At 49.0% G+C, this 15,820-nt stretch carries 17 protein-coding genes and 2 pseudogenes; 6 read left to right on the forward strand and 13 right to left on the reverse strand.

What is annotated here, in order from left to right; genetic code table 11:
• Positions 1 to 185 precede the first annotated feature (185 nt).
• Both O3W44_RS21060 and O3W44_RS25105 read left to right on the forward strand, forming a co-directional pair.
• Positions 186 to 332, forward strand: coding sequence for a hypothetical protein (locus O3W44_RS21060; protein WP_269294696.1), 147 nt, complete (start codon positions 186 to 188; stop codon positions 330 to 332).
• Positions 275 to 718 (forward strand): SDR family NAD(P)-dependent oxidoreductase, encoded by a 444-nt coding sequence (locus O3W44_RS25105; protein WP_442954686.1) that lies wholly within the window; start codon positions 275 to 277, stop codon positions 716 to 718. The genes O3W44_RS21060 and O3W44_RS25105 overlap by 58 nt, the downstream gene beginning before the upstream one ends.
• A 205-nt stretch (positions 719 to 923) precedes the next feature.
• On the opposite strand, the gene O3W44_RS21065 is transcribed toward O3W44_RS25105, so the two are convergent.
• Together O3W44_RS21065 and pckA are read right to left on the reverse strand one after the other, a co-directional pair.
• Positions 924 to 1,568, reverse strand: coding sequence for a DUF2913 family protein (locus tag O3W44_RS21065; protein WP_269294697.1), 645 nt, complete (start codon positions 1,566 to 1,568; stop codon positions 924 to 926).
• A gap of 92 nt (positions 1,569 to 1,660) precedes the next feature.
• Positions 1,661 to 3,282 (reverse strand): annotated as a pseudogene (gene pckA / locus O3W44_RS21070) (phosphoenolpyruvate carboxykinase (ATP)).
• A 342-nt stretch (positions 3,283 to 3,624) separates the two neighbouring features.
• Here pckA and O3W44_RS21075 point away from each other — a divergent pair.
• A pseudogene (locus O3W44_RS21075) lies at positions 3,625 to 4,964 on the forward strand (MFS transporter).
• A gap of 405 nt (positions 4,965 to 5,369) precedes the next feature.
• Here the strand turns inward: O3W44_RS21075 and O3W44_RS21080 are convergent.
• Genes O3W44_RS21080 through O3W44_RS21105 form a run of 6 tightly spaced genes read right to left on the reverse strand, consistent with a single transcriptional unit; the run spans position 5,370 to position 9,329 of the window.
• Positions 5,370 to 6,068, reverse strand: coding sequence for an MFS transporter (locus O3W44_RS21080; protein WP_269294698.1), 699 nt, complete (start codon positions 6,066 to 6,068; stop codon positions 5,370 to 5,372).
• Complete coding sequence (locus tag O3W44_RS21085) at positions 6,053 to 6,541, reverse strand: MFS transporter (RefSeq protein WP_269294699.1); 489 nt, start codon at positions 6,539 to 6,541, stop codon at positions 6,053 to 6,055. The genes O3W44_RS21080 and O3W44_RS21085 overlap by 16 nt, the downstream gene beginning before the upstream one ends.
• Entirely contained in the window at positions 6,510 to 6,722 is a 213-nt protein-coding gene (locus tag O3W44_RS21090) for a hypothetical protein (RefSeq protein WP_269294700.1), read from the reverse strand. The genes O3W44_RS21085 and O3W44_RS21090 overlap by 32 nt, the downstream gene beginning before the upstream one ends.
• Before the next feature lie 32 nt (positions 6,723 to 6,754).
• Positions 6,755 to 7,690 carry an SMP-30/gluconolactonase/LRE family protein gene (locus O3W44_RS21095; protein WP_269294701.1) on the reverse strand — a complete coding sequence of 312 codons (936 nt, stop codon included), beginning with the start codon at positions 7,688 to 7,690 and terminating at the stop codon, positions 6,755 to 6,757.
• Entirely contained in the window at positions 7,687 to 8,637 is a 951-nt protein-coding gene (locus O3W44_RS21100) for a hydroxyacid dehydrogenase (protein ID WP_269294702.1), read from the reverse strand. The genes O3W44_RS21095 and O3W44_RS21100 overlap by 4 nt, the downstream gene beginning before the upstream one ends.
• Positions 8,637 to 9,329, reverse strand: coding sequence for an RraA family protein (locus O3W44_RS21105; RefSeq protein ID WP_269294703.1), 693 nt, complete (start codon positions 9,327 to 9,329; stop codon positions 8,637 to 8,639). The genes O3W44_RS21100 and O3W44_RS21105 overlap by 1 nt, the downstream gene beginning before the upstream one ends.
• A 173-nt stretch (positions 9,330 to 9,502) precedes the next feature.
• On the opposite strand from O3W44_RS21105, the gene O3W44_RS21110 reads away from it, so the two are divergent.
• Positions 9,503 to 10,213: an IclR family transcriptional regulator gene (locus O3W44_RS21110; RefSeq protein WP_269294704.1), complete on the forward strand. Its 711-nt coding sequence runs from the start codon at positions 9,503 to 9,505 to the stop codon at positions 10,211 to 10,213.
• Between the two features lie 446 nt (positions 10,214 to 10,659).
• Here the strand turns inward: O3W44_RS21110 and O3W44_RS21115 are convergent, their stop codons facing one another.
• Genes O3W44_RS21115 through O3W44_RS21125 form a run of 3 tightly spaced genes read right to left on the reverse strand, consistent with a single transcriptional unit; the run spans position 10,660 to position 11,929 of the window.
• The gene (locus O3W44_RS21115; RefSeq protein WP_269294705.1) at positions 10,660 to 10,989 is read right to left on the reverse strand and encodes a cupin domain-containing protein; all 330 of its coding nucleotides are present in this window, start codon (positions 10,987 to 10,989) and stop codon (positions 10,660 to 10,662) included.
• Positions 10,990 to 11,000: 11 nt separating this feature from the next.
• The gene (gene grxB, locus O3W44_RS21120; protein ID WP_269294706.1) at positions 11,001 to 11,633 is read right to left on the reverse strand and encodes a glutaredoxin 2; all 633 of its coding nucleotides are present in this window, start codon (positions 11,631 to 11,633) and stop codon (positions 11,001 to 11,003) included.
• The gene (locus O3W44_RS21125) at positions 11,630 to 11,929 is read right to left on the reverse strand and encodes a putative quinol monooxygenase (protein WP_269294707.1); all 300 of its coding nucleotides are present in this window, start codon (positions 11,927 to 11,929) and stop codon (positions 11,630 to 11,632) included. The genes grxB and O3W44_RS21125 overlap by 4 nt, the downstream gene beginning before the upstream one ends.
• A gap of 112 nt (positions 11,930 to 12,041) precedes the next feature.
• Between O3W44_RS21125 and O3W44_RS21130 the strand changes: the two genes are divergently transcribed.
• Both O3W44_RS21130 and O3W44_RS21135 read left to right on the forward strand, forming a co-directional pair.
• Positions 12,042 to 12,620, forward strand: coding sequence for a TetR/AcrR family transcriptional regulator (locus O3W44_RS21130; RefSeq protein WP_269294800.1), 579 nt, complete (start codon positions 12,042 to 12,044; stop codon positions 12,618 to 12,620).
• Between the two features lie 994 nt (positions 12,621 to 13,614).
• Positions 13,615 to 13,809 carry a general stress protein gene (locus O3W44_RS21135; protein WP_269294708.1) on the forward strand — a complete coding sequence of 65 codons (195 nt, stop codon included), beginning with the start codon at positions 13,615 to 13,617 and terminating at the stop codon, positions 13,807 to 13,809.
• Positions 13,810 to 14,482: 673 nt separating this feature from the next.
• Here O3W44_RS21135 and O3W44_RS21140 read toward each other — a convergent pair.
• Together O3W44_RS21140 and O3W44_RS21145 are read right to left on the reverse strand one after the other, a co-directional pair.
• Complete coding sequence (locus O3W44_RS21140; protein WP_269294709.1) at positions 14,483 to 14,983, reverse strand: hypothetical protein; 501 nt, start codon at positions 14,981 to 14,983, stop codon at positions 14,483 to 14,485.
• A gap of 33 nt (positions 14,984 to 15,016) precedes the next feature.
• The gene (locus O3W44_RS21145) at positions 15,017 to 15,514 is read right to left on the reverse strand and encodes a DUF6790 family protein (RefSeq protein WP_269294710.1); all 498 of its coding nucleotides are present in this window, start codon (positions 15,512 to 15,514) and stop codon (positions 15,017 to 15,019) included.
• Positions 15,515 to 15,820: the final 306 nt, after the last annotated feature.

A 15,820-nucleotide genomic window follows, 5' to 3' on the forward strand; every position in this document is an offset into this window, starting at 1 on the left:
CAAAAGCATCACGAAAAAATCGACATACTAATATAAAGCTTTTCGCTTGCCTGTGCTGCTTTTCATCAGAAAAAACCGCAATTATGTTCAGATCAGAACGGTTATATCTCCTGATATTTTCCTCTTTTAAACATAAATAATGAGCCGCTTCAAAGGAATAAGCGTCATTGTGACAGGCGGTGCTGGTGGCATTAGTGATGCAATATATTTCCGGTTTGCTGAAGAAGATGCGTAAGTTTGGGTTGTCGATACTAATGCTGCGCAGGCTGCCGCACTGGCGGATTCAGTTTGCGAACAAGGTGGTCAGGCAAAATGGCTCGTTGTTGATTTAGCTAAGGCGCGGGCTATTTTCGCCTTTGTTGAGGAGATCACAGCTGAAGGCGAACATTTATTTGGACGTGCTGGTTATAATGCCGGCATCAATCGTCGTGGCCCGTTCATAGATCTCAGCGAAGAGGACTGGCATATCACTTTTACCGTAAACCTTGATGCAATTTTTCATATGTGCCGGGCCGTTCTGCCTCATATGATCGCCCAAGGAGAAGGAGCAATTGTCAACACGGCTTCGCAATGGGGGCTGCATCCGGCACCCGGGCATATTGCCTATAACACTTCAAAAACGGCCGTCGCTGCCACTACGCATCACAAATTGTACGTGTTAACGCCGTGTGTCCCGGCGAATCGCATACCCCGTGCCAGAAAACAACCTGGCGCGTAGCGGGCAAACACTGGAGGATCTCAATGCGCTGGTGCAGTTTGGCCGTATCAGAGAGCCTGAAAAACCGCAGTCCTGATAGCCTTTCTCGCCTCGGATGAAGCCCCTTACCTCTTTGGCTCACTGGTGGAAATTACCGGTTCGCAGGCCGTGTCCTGATGGAAAAATAATGTCGTTAATTTTACTGAGTCACCCAATAGCAGAATTTTTAACATGACACAGCCCATTTTTTAAGTAGATGATTTGAAAATGACATAGTTTGTTGCACCTGAGCTGAGATTTTAATGATATTGGTGTTATCAACTTTTACGTAAGTCCAGCCGAATGCTTCCAAAATATCTTTTAAGCGTTTTATCTGACCAGAAGCAATAGCCATTATTGCTTCTGTTTGTTTTCCTGTCTGATCAAATGCTTTATCCAGGCTGCTTCTTAATAAGAGCAGCGCGTTTTTGTGATATTCCGCTCTGGATCGGATATTCAAATTCCATTCATCAGCAGTTAATAATCCATAATCCCAGCTTGCCGTTTTGATTTTATCAACCGCCTGGGTCAGATGAATCAAATCTGATTCATCCTTTATCGCGCCACTGCTGGTATTCCATAATAAATTGAGCTTACTGAGCAGATCAAACTGTTCGCCAAACATCAGTGCCTGATTAAGTAACCATCTTATTTCAGCTTCCGTACATTTGTTAAAAGTGTGCTGTTTAAGTGCTTTTCCAAGCCACTCCAGAAGAAAAAAGTGTTCTGAGTGCGGGTGGTCAATCTCCCCTTCTTTTCTGGCGATATGCAGTGCGATTAGCGCGCACCATGCAAAATGAGCAATAGCTTGGTTCTGATTATCTTTTTTCATAAAAATCCTGGAATTTCATCTAAAATGATATTCATTTGAGGCACGTTTACTTGAATACGCCGCGCGAGGCAGGGCGGCGTATTCATTCGTAATCAGGGAATAACAGGCCCAGCTAACTGTAATTTATGTCCTGTCTCTGTGTCAGAGAAACGCGCAAAGTTTGCTTTGAACATCGCGCCAAGCTCTTCAGCTTTAGCCTGCCATTGCTCAGCGCATTCCCATGAAGTACGTGGATCCAAGACTTCCTCTGGCACGCCTTCTATATGAGCAGGAACGGCAAGATTAAATACAGGAAGGATGTTGACCGAGGTATCTACCAGATCATCATTTAAAATTGCATTAATGATGCAGCGCGTATTCGCAAGAGACATTCTTTCATTACGTCCGTTCCAGCCGGTATTCACCAGCCAGGCTTCGGCACCCGCATTTCTAACTCTTTTCAGCAAAATATCTGCGTAATGAGTAGGATGAAGGGTCAGAAAAGCGGCACCAAAACAGGCAGAGAAAGTAGGTTGTGGTTGGGTTACACCGCGCTCAGTACCTGCAAGTTTGGCTGTAAAACCTGACAGAAAATGATATTGCATCTGCGCTTCTGTGAGCCTGCTGACAGGCGGTAATACGCCAAAAGCATCTGCAGTCAGAAAGATAATTTTACGCGCGTGGCCAGCACGGGAAGGAGGGCTGACAATATTTTTGATGTGAGTGAGCGGATAGGAAACACGGGTGTTTTCTGTTTTGCTCGCATCATCATAATCGACATTGCCGTCAGCCCGAATAACAACGTTTTCTAATAAAGCGTCACGTCGTATGGCCTGATAAATTTCAGGTTCGTTTTTCTCGCTCAGATGAATGGTTTTTGCATAACATCCGCCTTCATAATTAAACACACCCTCATCATCCCATCCGTGCTCATCATCACCGATAAGTTTACGTTTAGGATCGGTTGAAAGGGTTGTTTTTCCTGTACCGGACAGACCAAAAAGAGCGCGACATCGTTTTTGTTGCCCACATTAGCTGAGCAGTGCATAGAGGCAATACCGCGACGAGGCATAAGATAGTTCATGACTGAAAACAAACCTTTCTTCATCTCACCGCCGTACCATGTGCCGCCAATAAGCTGGGTATTTTCGGTTAAGTTGAAAGCCACAAAGTTTTCAGAATTGAGGCCCTGACTCTGCCAGGCAGGATTCGTGCATTTTGATCCGTTAAGGACAGTAAAGTCAGGCTTAAAACCAGCGCGTTCTTCTTCGCTGGGTTGAATAAACATATTAGTGACGAAGTGCGCTTGCCAGGCAACTTCGGTGATAAACCTTACACCAATTCTTGATTCCTTATTGGCACCACACCAGGCGTCGACCACGTATAGCGTTTTATCGGATAACTGTTGTACAACCAAGGATTTCAAATGATGCCAGATTTCAGGAGTAATGGGTTTGTTATCATTTTTATTACGCTGATTATCATTCCACCATAATGTCTTTTCTGTCACTTCGTCATAAACGAAATATTTGTCTTTCGGTGAACGCCCGGTAAACATGCCTGTGTCAACGGCCGTTGCCCCTGATGAGGTCACCTGCGCTCGTTCATAGCCACTCAAACCTGCCTGCGTCTCGGCTTCAAACAAACTAGCGTAATCGGGATTATGAATAATAGATTGCAGTCGCTGGATACCCAGAAGCTGCAGATATTCACCGATCTTTTCTTGAGTCTGCATTGCATCACTCCGTCTTGTTTAAAGTTGCAGATTTAATTAAGCGGTTGCCGGCCATGCTGCTTAGCAAGGGCTTCCGATCGCGCCTGCTGCCTGGTGGCGTTATCTCTTATCACTAAGAAGTAAGGTTTGTAGGGCTTAAGAAACCCTCCGGCCATCACATAAATGAAAACTAGTCGATACCTTTCTGTGACAAAAGACACATCCTGATTACAACTTCAGGCATGAAACCGAGTTTACCATGATAATGATTTTACTGTGTACATCATGGTTTTACACAGTAAAACAAACAAGGCGTTTTTTACGTTTTCCGCGTAAAGCCATGACAAATATGTGAGGAACATCATGTCTGAGGAAATGCAAAACAAGACTTTTTCCGCCGATATAGAGCAGCAGACCGTCAAGAAAGTCGTCTGGCGCATTCTGCCATTCCTGATTGTTTGCTATCTGATTGCCATTATTGACCGCGGTAACATCGGCATGGCATCTCTGCAAATGAATGAAGATCTGGGCCTTTCCAAAGCCGTTTTTGGCCTGGCGAGCAGCCTTTTCTTCGTGGGATATTTTCTGTTTGAGGTGCCAAGTAATCTCGCTATGCAGAAAATTGGTGCCAAAATCTGGATATCCCGCATCATGGTTTCCTGGGGGTTATCTCTGTATGTACAGCATTTGTGGAAAGTGCCAATACGCTCTATGTATTGCGCTTTTTACTGGGCGCGGCGGAGGCGGGCTTCTTTCCTGGCGTTATCCTTTATCTGACTTACTGGATTCCAGGCAAATACCGCGCACGGGTAATTGCAACCTTTATGGTGGCTATCCCGGCGGCAAACTTCATCGGCTCCCCGATTTCAGGAGCAATATTGTCGCTGGATGGCTGGCATGGCATGAGGGGCTGGCACTGGTTATTTATTCTGGAAGGTATTCCTGCTGTGCTTTTGGGCATTGCAGCCTTTTTTATGTTGAGTAATCGCCCCAACAATGCAAGCTGGCTAAATAATGAGCAAAAAGACTGGCTCAACGCTACGCTTGAAGCCGAGAACGGCAAGAAAAAGGCCATTGGTCATATTTCTTTATGGCAGTTACTGCGTCACAAGCATATCTGGGTCATGGCACTGATTTATGCAGGTGCTTCAGCAGCAGGCTCAACGTTGAGCGTCTGGTCACCTCAGTTGTTAAAATCTTACGGACTGGATAATTTTACGACGGGTCTGGTTAATGCTATCCCTTACGGCCTGGCGTCAGTACTGATGATTGTATGGGGCCGCAGTTCTGACCGCACGGGTGAACGCCGCTGGCACACCGCGCTGACGCTGTTTTTGATTGCAGGTGGTCTGTTGTCTGCCTTTATCTCCAATTCCTTGGCCAGCAGCGTGATCATTCTGTCACTCGTTCTGGTGGGCGCCTACTCAATGAAAGGGCCATTTTGGGCGCTGGCTTCAGGATGGATGTCTTCAACTACCGCAGCGGCGGGCCTGGCAGCTATCGGTGCGGTGGCTAACCTGATTGGCGGCGGATTAATGGTGAACGTTTACGGGATCATTAACCAGGCTACAGGAAGCCATACGCTGGCCATGGTACCACTGGCTATATTATGTAGTATCGGGGGTATCGCCGTTCTGGTCATGGGCCGTAAAAAAGAATTGAACATTGAAGTTGAAAACACCGCTTCTTCGGTTAGCAAATAAATGAGCAGCCTGCAGGCACTTACACAAGTGCCTGCAGCGTCCCACTTTTCATGTGTAATTCTTTTATCCTTACCTCTCACCTAACACCTTTTACTTATGCTATTCACTTCCGGCAATAGTCAGGTAATTTTGCTGTGCTGCGGCATTATGAGCAGATTTTCTGACAATACTTTCGCAGCGGGATGAAGATTTATTGTGGCGGGATTTCAGCAACGCCATTTACAGTTTTGCTGAGGTTTACTCCTGGCACGGGCCGTATCCGGAGCGGTAGCCCTTCCCTCAGCTCATCATGAGTTGGGCAGCGAACACGTCGTGCCCCAGACTTGAAAACGCATGAGTCAATTGAGATCAGGAAGGCCGATGGAAAGCATGTGAGTACAACCGGGTTATACTGACTTGGATTTATCAGATGTGACGGTAAGGATCTTTAACAAAAGCGATAGCAAGCGACCCCACCAGCAGGACAGCAGAAACAGCCAGCAATGGCCACATGAAACCGTCAGTCATCTGCTTGATATAGCCGATCAGTGAAGGACCAAAGAAACCGCCCAGATTACCAATAGAGACAATCATCGCCAGCCCACCAGCGGCTGCACTGCCTGTCAGAAAACCCGAAGGCAACGCCCAGAATGAGGCCTGAAAAGAGAGTATGCCACTTACGGTAAAACAAAGGGCAATCATTTTCAGAACAGGATCATCCACCAACGCACTGGCGGCAAGCGCAACCGAAGCGATCAACAGAGCACCGCAAATCCAGATAATCCGGTTTTGTGCACGATTGGCGCGCTGTGCCCACAAAAGCATACACAGCGCACCGCACAGATAAGGCACGGCTGTCAGAAGGCCTGTCTGAGTATGGCTGACCCCGAGTTGTTTAATGATCTGAGGCATCCACAGGCCAACCCCTATTGATCCAACGATCCCACAAAAATTGATGAATGCCAGCAGATACAACAGCGGATTCTTCAGGGCATCCTTCAGGCTTGAACCATGTGAGGCTGCGATTTTTTTCTGTTCAGATTCAAGGCGTCGGGTAAGCACTGTTTTTTCATTATCATCAAGCCATTTCGCTTTTGCAGGCTTATCACTTAAAAAAACAAACACATGATGCCTAAAATTATAGCCGGTGCCCCTTCAATCAACAGCAACCACTGCCAGTTACGAATATGCTCATGATGCGTGATTTGCATCAATGCACCTGAAACCGGCGCGCCAATGATGTTTGCGACGGGTATCCCCACTAAAAAGGCGGCAGTGATTTTGGCTCGCCACGTTCCCGGAAACCAGTAAGTAAAAAACAGATAGATGCCCGGCGTAAAACCCGCTTCAGCAACGCCGAGAAAGAAACGCGCTATAGCAAAACTGACCGGGCCGGTAACAAATGCCGTGGCCATGGAAATCAGGCCCCATGAGATCATGATGCGCGCTATCCAGACGCGCGCGCCGACTTTTTGCATAATCAGATTGCTGGGAATTTCAAACAGGAAATAGCCAATAAAGAACATCCCGGCACCAAAACCAAACTGTTCTGCGGTTATCCCTAAATCACTGTTCATTCCCAACGCGGCAAAGCTCACGTTCGTTCTGTCCAGATAACTGACGACATAGCAAAGAAAAAATAAACGGCAATATCCGTTTGAAGGCTTTTTTAGCAGCGGCTTCACTGAGCTTAAAATCTTGCTCATTCAAGGTACCAGGTTCGCCAAGCGACCCTGGAGATGATGTCGCATTATGTTCAGTGGAAGTAAGCAGGGCCATAACGATCTCCTGTGCGTTTTCAGGCAAAACTTTTATTTGGTGGGAACGAATGACGGGACAGGAACAGGTTTGCCAGGCGTTGCCATTGAGCAGGTCAGAACAGAACCTGAAACGGATTCGATGATGTACAACTGGCGCAGGTCATCACCGCCGTAGCAGAGGTTAGTGGTCGATCGACCAAGCGGGCTGGTAAGGATTTCAACCGGTTCAGCCAAATCATTCAAATACCAGACTCGTCCAATCCCCGGATTAGCAATCAGAAGTTCGCCATCTGCATTTATGGCTAGCCCGTCAGGACCACTGGGACCATACGAAGTGAAAAACTGACCGACTTTACTGACTGAACCATCTGGCTGTAACGGACAGCGCCAGACTGAATTACCGCGCGTCATTGCGACATAGAGGGTTTTCTCATCCGGCGATAACACCAGTCCATTAGGACTGGGGCAGTTATCGAGCAGCAAATCCAGTTTTCCGTCCGGAGACAAACGGTACACGCGGCCGGTCGGATCGTGCAGCCCCGTTTGCCCCTGATCGGTGAAGTAAATGTTTCCCTGGCTGTCTGGTGTCAGATCATTGATGCCGCGAAAGCTTTCACTGTTTCGCCGCGCCAGCCACGGGCTGACGGTGCGGTCATCCAGCGACAACTTCATTAAACCGTGACGGTAATCCGTGATTAGCAGCGTATTCGCTGAAATCAATTTCATGCCGTTCGGCTCACCGTCGTATTGAACGATCAGCTCCCAGTTGCCTTGCATATCGACTTTGAAAATGCGGCCATAAGGGATGTCCGTCAGGTAAAGACATCCCGATGGATGCCATACTGGCCCTTCCAGAAACGAGTCGACAAGTTGGCCGCCCCGGTTGGCCTGTGCCCACGCATTATTTTGGTCCGGCTGGCGAAACGCATCAGGAAGACGTGTAAAAAGTGTGGTTGCGCGTATTTCTGGCTGGTTCAGAAAAATCATGGCAGAACACCTTCATTTTTCAGTGGTTCAGCCAGCACTTTCAGTACATTACTGGCCGCAGCCGTTCCCATTTTAACAAACGAGGTATCGCTGACTCCGCCAATGTGAGGTGAAAGAATAACGTTATCGACATACTGCCAGACGTGCGGCGCCGTTAAAGGCTCAATGGTGAAACTGTCAAGGGCTGCCCAACTGATAGTGCCATTATCAAGCGAACGCAGCAGGTCATCATCTTCGATCAGACCACCTCGTGCGGTATTGACTAATATCGCGCCTTTTTTGCACAAGGCCAGCGTGTCACTGTTGATCATTTTGCGCGTATCTTCGGTCAGCGGACAATGCAGGGAAATAACATCCGCATTTTGCAGCAACGCGTCCAGAGAAGAGGAGTGACATCCATCAGGAAAGGTTTTGGCAAAAGGATCGTAAGCAATGACATTCATTCCGAACGCATTGCCAATACGGGCGACACGAGCGCCGATGGCACCAAGTCCAATTAACCCCAGCGTTCTGCCTTCCAGTTCTACTGACTTATGCGTTGACTTATCCCAGTGTCCCTGACGCATACGCCGGTCCAGAGGAAGCACAGATTTTGCGCAGGCCAGAATCATTGTCCAGGCGTGTTCGGCAACCGCTGCAGCGTTAGCACCGGGAGCAGACTGTACGCTGATATGACGTTCAGCCGCCGCTTTTTGATCAATAACGTCGATGCCGCTGCCGTGCTTGGAGATAACCCGCAGATGCGGGGCAGCATCCATGATACGGGCAGTGATTTTGCCGTAGCGGACGATAATGGCGACTGGATCGTGCTTTTCACACAGCAGGCATAAATCATCTTCACTGGGCTGCCTGCCTGCATAGATAATTTCAAAGTTTGTGAGCAAATCCAGAGCCTCTTGTGCTAAGTCACTGCCTGTTACCAGAATTACAGGTTGAGATACAGTCATTACAGGCTCTCCCCTTCAGTGAGCATACCGGCAGCACGCAAGGCATTTTCCAGCCAGGGCGCACGAGTATCACCCTCACGAATGGCCGCAATACGTTTGGTTTCGGCATCCAACTTTTTCTGTGCCAGGTCAAGCAGGGCAGGTACTGCTTCACGGGGTAAAACCACCACACCATCGACATCACCAATAATGAGATCGCCGGGCTCTATAGCTGCCCCTGCTACAGAGGTCGGATAATTAACACGGCCGGCAACAGATTTTGTCGGGCCGCAAGGATTCAGACCTGCCGAGAAGACCGGAAATGAATTTTCACTCAGCGCATCAGCATCGCGGACAGCGCCATCAATGATAATGCCGGCAATACCGGAGGCTTCGGCCTGCGTGGACATGATTTCACCAATCAGGGCACAACTGATGTCACCTTTACCATCCACAACAATGACGTCGCCAGGCTGAGCGATAGCCAGTGCTGCGTGAATAGCCAGATTATCACCGGGGCGGACTTCAACTGTTATGGCGGGACCTGCAACTTTCATTGAGGTGGAGAGAGGCTTAACGCGACCGTGTAGTGTGCCACGGCGTCCAGCAACATCAGCCAGAATCGCGGCTTGAAATTCTGCAGCCTGTTTTACCAACTCTGGCGAAACACGAGTGATGTCACGTTTGATGAAAGTATTGTCTGCATTTGGCATAAAAAGTCCTCACTTTGTTTTACTGTATACAACTACGTTGTACAATATAAAACTACTATAGCGATGTTAATTTAGTTCTCGCTACAGTTAAGCCTTCATTTATGATGTAAATAAGATGTAAATCACAATTTGCACGGTAAACTCTCTACCGTTGAAAACAGGAGAAGATACGAATGGGAAATGAAGGCGTAATTGCCGTAGAAAAAGCGCTGGCGTTACTGGATTGCTTTAAACCTGGCGAAGAATCTCTGACGCTTACCGCTCTCGCTCAACTGTCCGGTTATCATAAAACCACGGTTTATCGTCTGATGAATTCACTGGAACGCATGAACTATGTGATCAGACGCGACAGTGGCGTTTACACGCTTGGCCCGAGACTTCTCTATCTGGGTAAGCTTTATGAACAGTCCTTTCATCTGGCCAGTATCGTTCAACCTGAACTTCACGCCCTGGCCACCGCAACGGGCGAGAGCGCTACATGGTATGTCATTGAAAAAGGCCAAAGGCTTTGCCTGCTTAGAGCTGAGCCGTCCGAAGGACTACGTGAAACGCGTTTGCCTGGTACATTGCTGCCGCTGGATAATTCCGCGATCGGACAAGTGCTTCGCTATTGGGGATTAAATGAACCCCTGTTTGACTCTATGCCCGATTTGCCACTTTTCACTTCCGGCATGCGCGATCCACATATCGCTGCGTTCTCGCTGCCGGTTTTTGGCGAGCGGGATACACTTCTCGCGGCGTTGGCTTTAACGGGACCCTCTTCACGTCTGATACTGTCGATGCGTGACAGCGGTATTGGCAAGTTAATGAAAGAGACCGCATATCGCCTTTCCATTAAATTAGGCGCACAAAATGTCAAGCAAAATAAATTTTATTCTCTTTAGGAGGGCACGACCCACTCTGTGTTGAATGAATACCTGATATCTTCATCACATCAACTGGTGTTGAGCACAGTCTTGCCAGAAAATTAACAGTTATTCACTTTTATGTACTCTGTTTTGCTTACTTTTTGTTTTATAAGATATAAAAGAGAAGGTGGGTTGCCTCGCACGAAAACGCTGGATGTACCCGGTTAACTGCGTAAGCCTTGTTGTTTGTCAAATGGTGAGGCTGAGTAGTTAGTTTGCAGCATAGCCGCCTTAACGGATATGCCACTACGTCCGCTTTTCGCTCATAGCGGACTCACAGCCCGCTATGACCAGCTTAGCGTCAAAAGCAGATGTCTCTGAAACAAACTATGCCGGCTTATTATTTCTGGCCATGAACGTCCCTGCATTGCCATCATCAGGATCAACGAACGTAATATCTTCAGGGCTACGACGCGGGCTGTCTAACGACAGGAAGATAACAGGTTCTTCCAGTAGCGTTGGCAGCGCGTGTACAACGTTACGCTCAAAAAAAGCAGGTGACCCGGACCAAATTCAGCCTCATCACTGGGATCTTCCATCCAGAATGTGCCCCGTCCGGAAAGTACATAAAGGTACTCATCGCACTGCTGGTGAAAATGCGGCTTTACGCCATGATAAGCACGAAAAACACGACAGCTCGCTTCAGGTCTGTCAGTGAGATACTCGTCAGCCAGCATGGTGTCTGAATATTCGGGCAGCCGTTTAGCGATTTCAGCCGGTATGAAACGTGCGGAACGCGCCTGTTCTGGCATTTCATTCTCCCCTAAAACGCCTGGTTAAACAGCAAAGGGATCACCGTCCGGGTTTCCAGCCTGACGGCGTAGTCTCGAACAGCAGGGGGAAAAGAAAGTGCTTTTACGATGGACAAGCAGCGCAGCAGCGGCCACAGAACGATATCGTTGATATCAGTTTGCTGACGAAGCTGTAACAGCGGTACCAGAGCATGCAGTTTAGGCAGCATTTCATCAATGAGGACGGACGTCCGGGCTGTTAAAACGGTCAGGTCACCAAAGGCTTTCTCCTCGCGCTGGCGATAAGCCTCACGGGCTTTGGGCGTGGACAGCTCGGGGAAATCCCCCTGCGTGAAACGCGGAATGAACAACTTAAGAGCAACAGGCCAGGCATCGTTTATCCATGCCTCTAATTCGGGTGTGACCTGACCCGAAAATGCTGGTGTACCGGTTCCGTCAACATAGCGCACAATGTCCAGACTTTCTGTCATATGCGATCCGTCCTCTTTTTCCAGAATGGGTACCACTTTTTTGCCCACCAGACGGACAGGCGTATCCGCATCTCCTTCCATAATAACGGAAAGCGTCACAGGCTTATTCTTCAGGGCAAACGCCATACGAACCCGTGTGCAGAAGGGACAATGGTCGTAAACATAAAGCTTCATGCTGCGCCCCCGGCCAGCGGTTTCAGTGCGATGATTTCTGACGACTCAATATATTGCGGAAGCTCAGAAAACAGCGCCTGAATATGCGGCGCATTCAGATGGCGATCGAGTAAGGCCTGGCTTTGCCACTCTTCCGTCCAGATAAAACGACACGCATCCTCCGTATCAAGATTGAGCTGATAACGGATGCAGCCTTCTTCAGCAAGCGTAGTATCAATGACCGAACGAAACAGTTTTTCAACCGTAGTTTCAGTGCCGGGCTTTACACGAAAAACAGCAATTACGGGAACAGTCATGATTTAACTTCCTAGGTTACTGGTTAATAACTTACTCAAAAGTAACCATTGAGCTGACAGGACGCAACCGTTTTGTTATCTTTCGGCAACAGGAGGGAAAATCATGGTTAATATGTCAAAAAGGGCTGAGCGCGCCGCTCATACACAGGCAACACTCCGCAAAGCGGCTATAAGGGTTTTTGCACGGAAAGGTTTTCATGACACTAAAATCAGCGACATCGTGGCTGAAGCGGGCGTAAGCCAGCCGACTTTTTATCTGTACCATGACAGTAAGGAGCTGCTGTTTGAGACGCTGGTCAGCGAGTTTCGCCACGAACTGCGCGAAGCAACCCGTCAGTGCCTGATTTCTCCCGGACTTGACCCGGATGATCTGTCTGAAGATTTACGTCAGAGCTTTATGCGCTTTCTGACCGTACTGTGCAGGGAGCGAGATTTAACGGAGATGGGTTTTTATCAGACGTTCAGTGGTGAGGCAACAAAGGCACAGATGCTCGAATGGATTGCCCTGAACATGGAGCGGGAGCAGCAGGCAGGTATTCTGCGTGGCGATATCCCCGTCCGTTATCAGGCGAGACTCGTTCTGGGGATGCTCGATCAGATGTCCCGCATTGCTGAGCGTGAGCAGGACCTTGAGGAACTGGCGGGAGTTTGTTCCAAGCTTTTCTGTGACGCTCTCGCAGCGAAACACTAATACGCTGTGCCAGCCGTCAGGAACAACAGAAAGGGCGACAACTTAAATGTCCGCTTTTCTCTCAAAGCGGACTTTGCCCCGCGCGCATGTCTGCTTTGTGCCAGATGCGGACACTGGTGCTCTGAAGTATCACAAAGACACATCGCAGAGGTGTTATGTTCGGGGCATCACTCATGCAGGAACGGGCAGCAGGAATTGAACCCGCATCCTCAGCGGTAACCGCTGATGTAATCCCGTTATACCACGCCCGTATAAACCCGATGAAACGACACGCCGGACTGATTTACTGACTCAGTCAGCGAACAGGCGGTTTTTTCTCACGCAGGCATGAGTCAGCCGTGAGGCGTGTGCCGCATCTGCTACAGACGGCGCCGTGAGGAAGATGGCGCAGCTTGTTTACGGTGGTGTACAGGAATTTTCTGCACCCGCATTCAGGGCAGCGAAAAAGTAACTGACACATTGCCCCGCCCGTTTTGCTTTGCGCATCACAATAATCTTTAGTTAAGGCCATGAATCCGGATAAAGCGAACATTAACGTTACTGCAGCATCTGTTAAATGAAGTACACGGCCCTGCTTCAGCCAGAGTTCCTGCTCAGGCAGTGCCTTTAGCTGACGGGAACCTGATGCGCATCCGCTCTTTTTGAAGGCCGGCGTTACAGCAGGGCGGATACAGAAGAAATGTGCTGATTTTACAACGACGATGTTTGCCGGAACTGCTTTTTATTCCGGGTCTGCCGTACAGTGAACAGAACAGCCGGACCACTCAGGTGATAATTAATTTAAATTCCCGCATTCCCGCCGTCATGGCGGGATTTTTTTGTCCGTAATTTTTTCGTCCGTAGCCCGTCAGGTCATTGTTATCTGACCGGCAGTTGCCATAATTTTTTCTTTATATGGTGCTGCATGCAGAAATTATTCCTGAATAAAACAAAATTAGCAGATAAAACGCTACGCTTGGTGATGTGACTAATCACATTTTACCCCGGAGGGGATATGACAACACGACGTGGTGGTGCAGGAAACTTCGCGGAAAATCCGCAGCGGGCCGCTGAGGCAGGCAGAAAAGGCGGACAGGTCAGCAGCGGAAACTTCAGGAACAGCCATGAACGTGCTGTCCTGGCGGGACGCAAGGGCGGCGCTGTCAGCCGCAGAGGCAAAGGCAGAGCACCGGACGACACCGCAGCCTGAGCGGTAAAACCTTAAAACCACAATCCGGGCGTGAGTAGTCTCACCCCGGATAAATGTGAGAACAGGCAGATTCACAGTCTGTTGCGCCGGATATCATCCTTCTCTGCAAAGCCGGGCAGTTAAAGAAAGTCTGAGCTGAAGCTGCCCGGCAGTAAATTTTGACCGGCAAACGTCAGAAGTCCTCTGCGGGTCCGGAACCTTTCAGTCAGGGTGAGCGGATATGACCGACTACTGCATCAGATGCCTGGCTCCGCTGACAAGCCTGGAAAGGCATTACTTCTACTGCACCTGTGAAAGCTGTGAGCGGGACAGGCTGGCGGCAACGGAGCAGGCGGATAACCTGATAAAGTCGCCGTTTTATGTGCTGAGGGTGGTGCGGTTTTATCTGCGGCGCTTCTGGTTCAGGCATGTACATACCCGCCAGCAACACTGAAATCAGTTCAGTTGCATAACAGTATCTGTAAACCACACTCATAACAGGCAGGCATGAAGCGAAGCCGCCTGGCTGCCGTTCATTTTTCAGCTCTGATGCCCGCTTTTCGCTCATGGCGGACTGTAAGCCAATTGCATAAGTCGACCCTGCAGTTTGCCATCAGAGCACAGCCGGAAAGCCCGGAATGCAATTGCACGGGGTTTGTTGATGAACTTCTCCGCTGGCTTAACCAGCTTCATGTCAAGGTGCAGCCCGGTAAGCCTGAAGGTATCGGCTGAATTTGCCGACAAATATGCCAGCAAACAGGCCGTACGTGATAATCTCTGAAACCATTACCCAAGGCCGTGTAGCCAGCCCGGGGTCTGTAGCCTGCAATACTCCAAAAGCATATTTGCTGACAAACGCCACCAGCATTACAGGCAGTACGGTTAAATCAGCAGGGCGGCTGATAATCCCGCGCCGTCGGTCGACAGTGAGGGCTTTCAGTTTTACGAAGCGGGCACCGATGGCCATACCTGTAATCAGTGACAAAAGCCACAGAGCGACCGACTCCAGCCTGAAACCATACAGACGCTGCATTTCGACAAGTCCCATAATGGTAAAAATCAACGGTACTATTGTCAGTTTTCCCAGCGTGACCTCACCAGGCTTCCTTGCCTTGATACCGCGCAGCATCAGGTAAATAAACAACAGGTAAACCCAGAACGGGGTGCCTGATAAAAAACCGGACAAAAGGTTCATGTTGTTCTCCAGCCAAAACCTGTCGTGATATCACTACCGGGTGTTGTGCCTGGCCTTAAAAGCCAGAATAAGAAGCAGCGGCAGCAATACCATCTGGATTACCGTTAACCCCAGCAAGACCCCCGCATTCCCGGCCTGGTAATCTCCGGCACGCGCAATTTGATGAAAATGCCCGTAAGCGAGGCCGGCAAACTCAATCGCCACCCACATCACTACTGCTAATTTAAACTCAAGGGTGCGCCAGAAGGACACTATAGCCACGATGCCCAGGGCAATATCCGACATACCCATTTCGAACTGAAACGGGCTGCTCTGCCAGCCTATAAATGCCGCTGCGGTTTGCGGCAATAGCGTGTGATAAAGTCCAGCCCACAGAGAAGTGAAACCTACCGAGAGCAGCAGTAACCAGGAAAGGAAATTCTCAGCGCGGCTGATAGCTTTTCGGGTATAAATTACCGCTAGCAGCAGCGCAAGAATAAACGCCACCAGAGGAATATTAGTTAAAACCAGGCGAATCATGCTGGCAATCATAAATCTGTCTCTCCGGTAATTTATTTATGTGAATTATGTCCCCTGTTGCTGATTATGTGATTTTCAGTCCGGCGCTCAGCTCGTTTTTGGCCCAGCAAAACGTGCGGTGCCTGGTTTTTTCAACCCGTAAAGCGGAGACAGTTCAGTTCTTCGCCGTGCAGGCATGACATCCGCAGGCTGCTTCTGATGAAATCTCCAGAGCACTAAACACCTCTTCCCCGGTAAGATTTATCTTAAAAAGGTTCAGTGCCACTTTAACTCCAGGCAGTTGCACTGAATATTCGTTAGTCATTTAAGCCGTAAATC

The organism is Pantoea sp. LMR881, assembly GCF_027157825.1.
GTDB classification, from domain to species: Bacteria; Pseudomonadota; Gammaproteobacteria; order Enterobacterales; family Enterobacteriaceae; genus Pantoea; species Pantoea haifensis.

Coding starts and splice junctions, on each gene's coding strand:
- O3W44_RS21105 (WP_269294703.1), bottom strand. CDS start 9,329: ATGCCAAATGCAGACAATACTTTCATCAAACGTGACATCACTCGTGTT.
- O3W44_RS21145 (WP_269294710.1), bottom strand. CDS start 15,514: ATGATTGCCAGCATGATTCGCCTGGTTTTAACTAATATTCCTCTGGTG.
- O3W44_RS21125 (WP_269294707.1), bottom strand. CDS start 11,929: ATGACTGTTCCCGTAATTGCTGTTTTTCGTGTAAAGCCCGGCACTGAA.
- O3W44_RS21110 (WP_269294704.1), top strand. CDS start 9,503: ATGGGAAATGAAGGCGTAATTGCCGTAGAAAAAGCGCTGGCGTTACTG.
- O3W44_RS21090 (WP_269294700.1), bottom strand. CDS start 6,722: ATGGCCCTGCTTACTTCCACTGAACATAATGCGACATCATCTCCAGGG.
- O3W44_RS21115 (WP_269294705.1), bottom strand. CDS start 10,989: ATGCCAGAACAGGCGCGTTCCGCACGTTTCATACCGGCTGAAATCGCT.
- O3W44_RS21135 (WP_269294708.1), top strand. CDS start 13,615: ATGACAACACGACGTGGTGGTGCAGGAAACTTCGCGGAAAATCCGCAG.
- O3W44_RS21130 (WP_269294800.1), top strand. CDS start 12,042: ATGTCAAAAAGGGCTGAGCGCGCCGCTCATACACAGGCAACACTCCGC.
- O3W44_RS21095 (WP_269294701.1), bottom strand. CDS start 7,690: ATGATTTTTCTGAACCAGCCAGAAATACGCGCAACCACACTTTTTACA.
- grxB (WP_269294706.1), bottom strand. CDS start 11,633: ATGAAGCTTTATGTTTACGACCATTGTCCCTTCTGCACACGGGTTCGT.
- O3W44_RS21140 (WP_269294709.1), bottom strand. CDS start 14,983: ATGAACCTTTTGTCCGGTTTTTTATCAGGCACCCCGTTCTGGGTTTAC.
- O3W44_RS21065 (WP_269294697.1), bottom strand. CDS start 1,568: ATGAAAAAAGATAATCAGAACCAAGCTATTGCTCATTTTGCATGGTGC.
- O3W44_RS21100 (WP_269294702.1), bottom strand. CDS start 8,637: ATGACTGTATCTCAACCTGTAATTCTGGTAACAGGCAGTGACTTAGCA.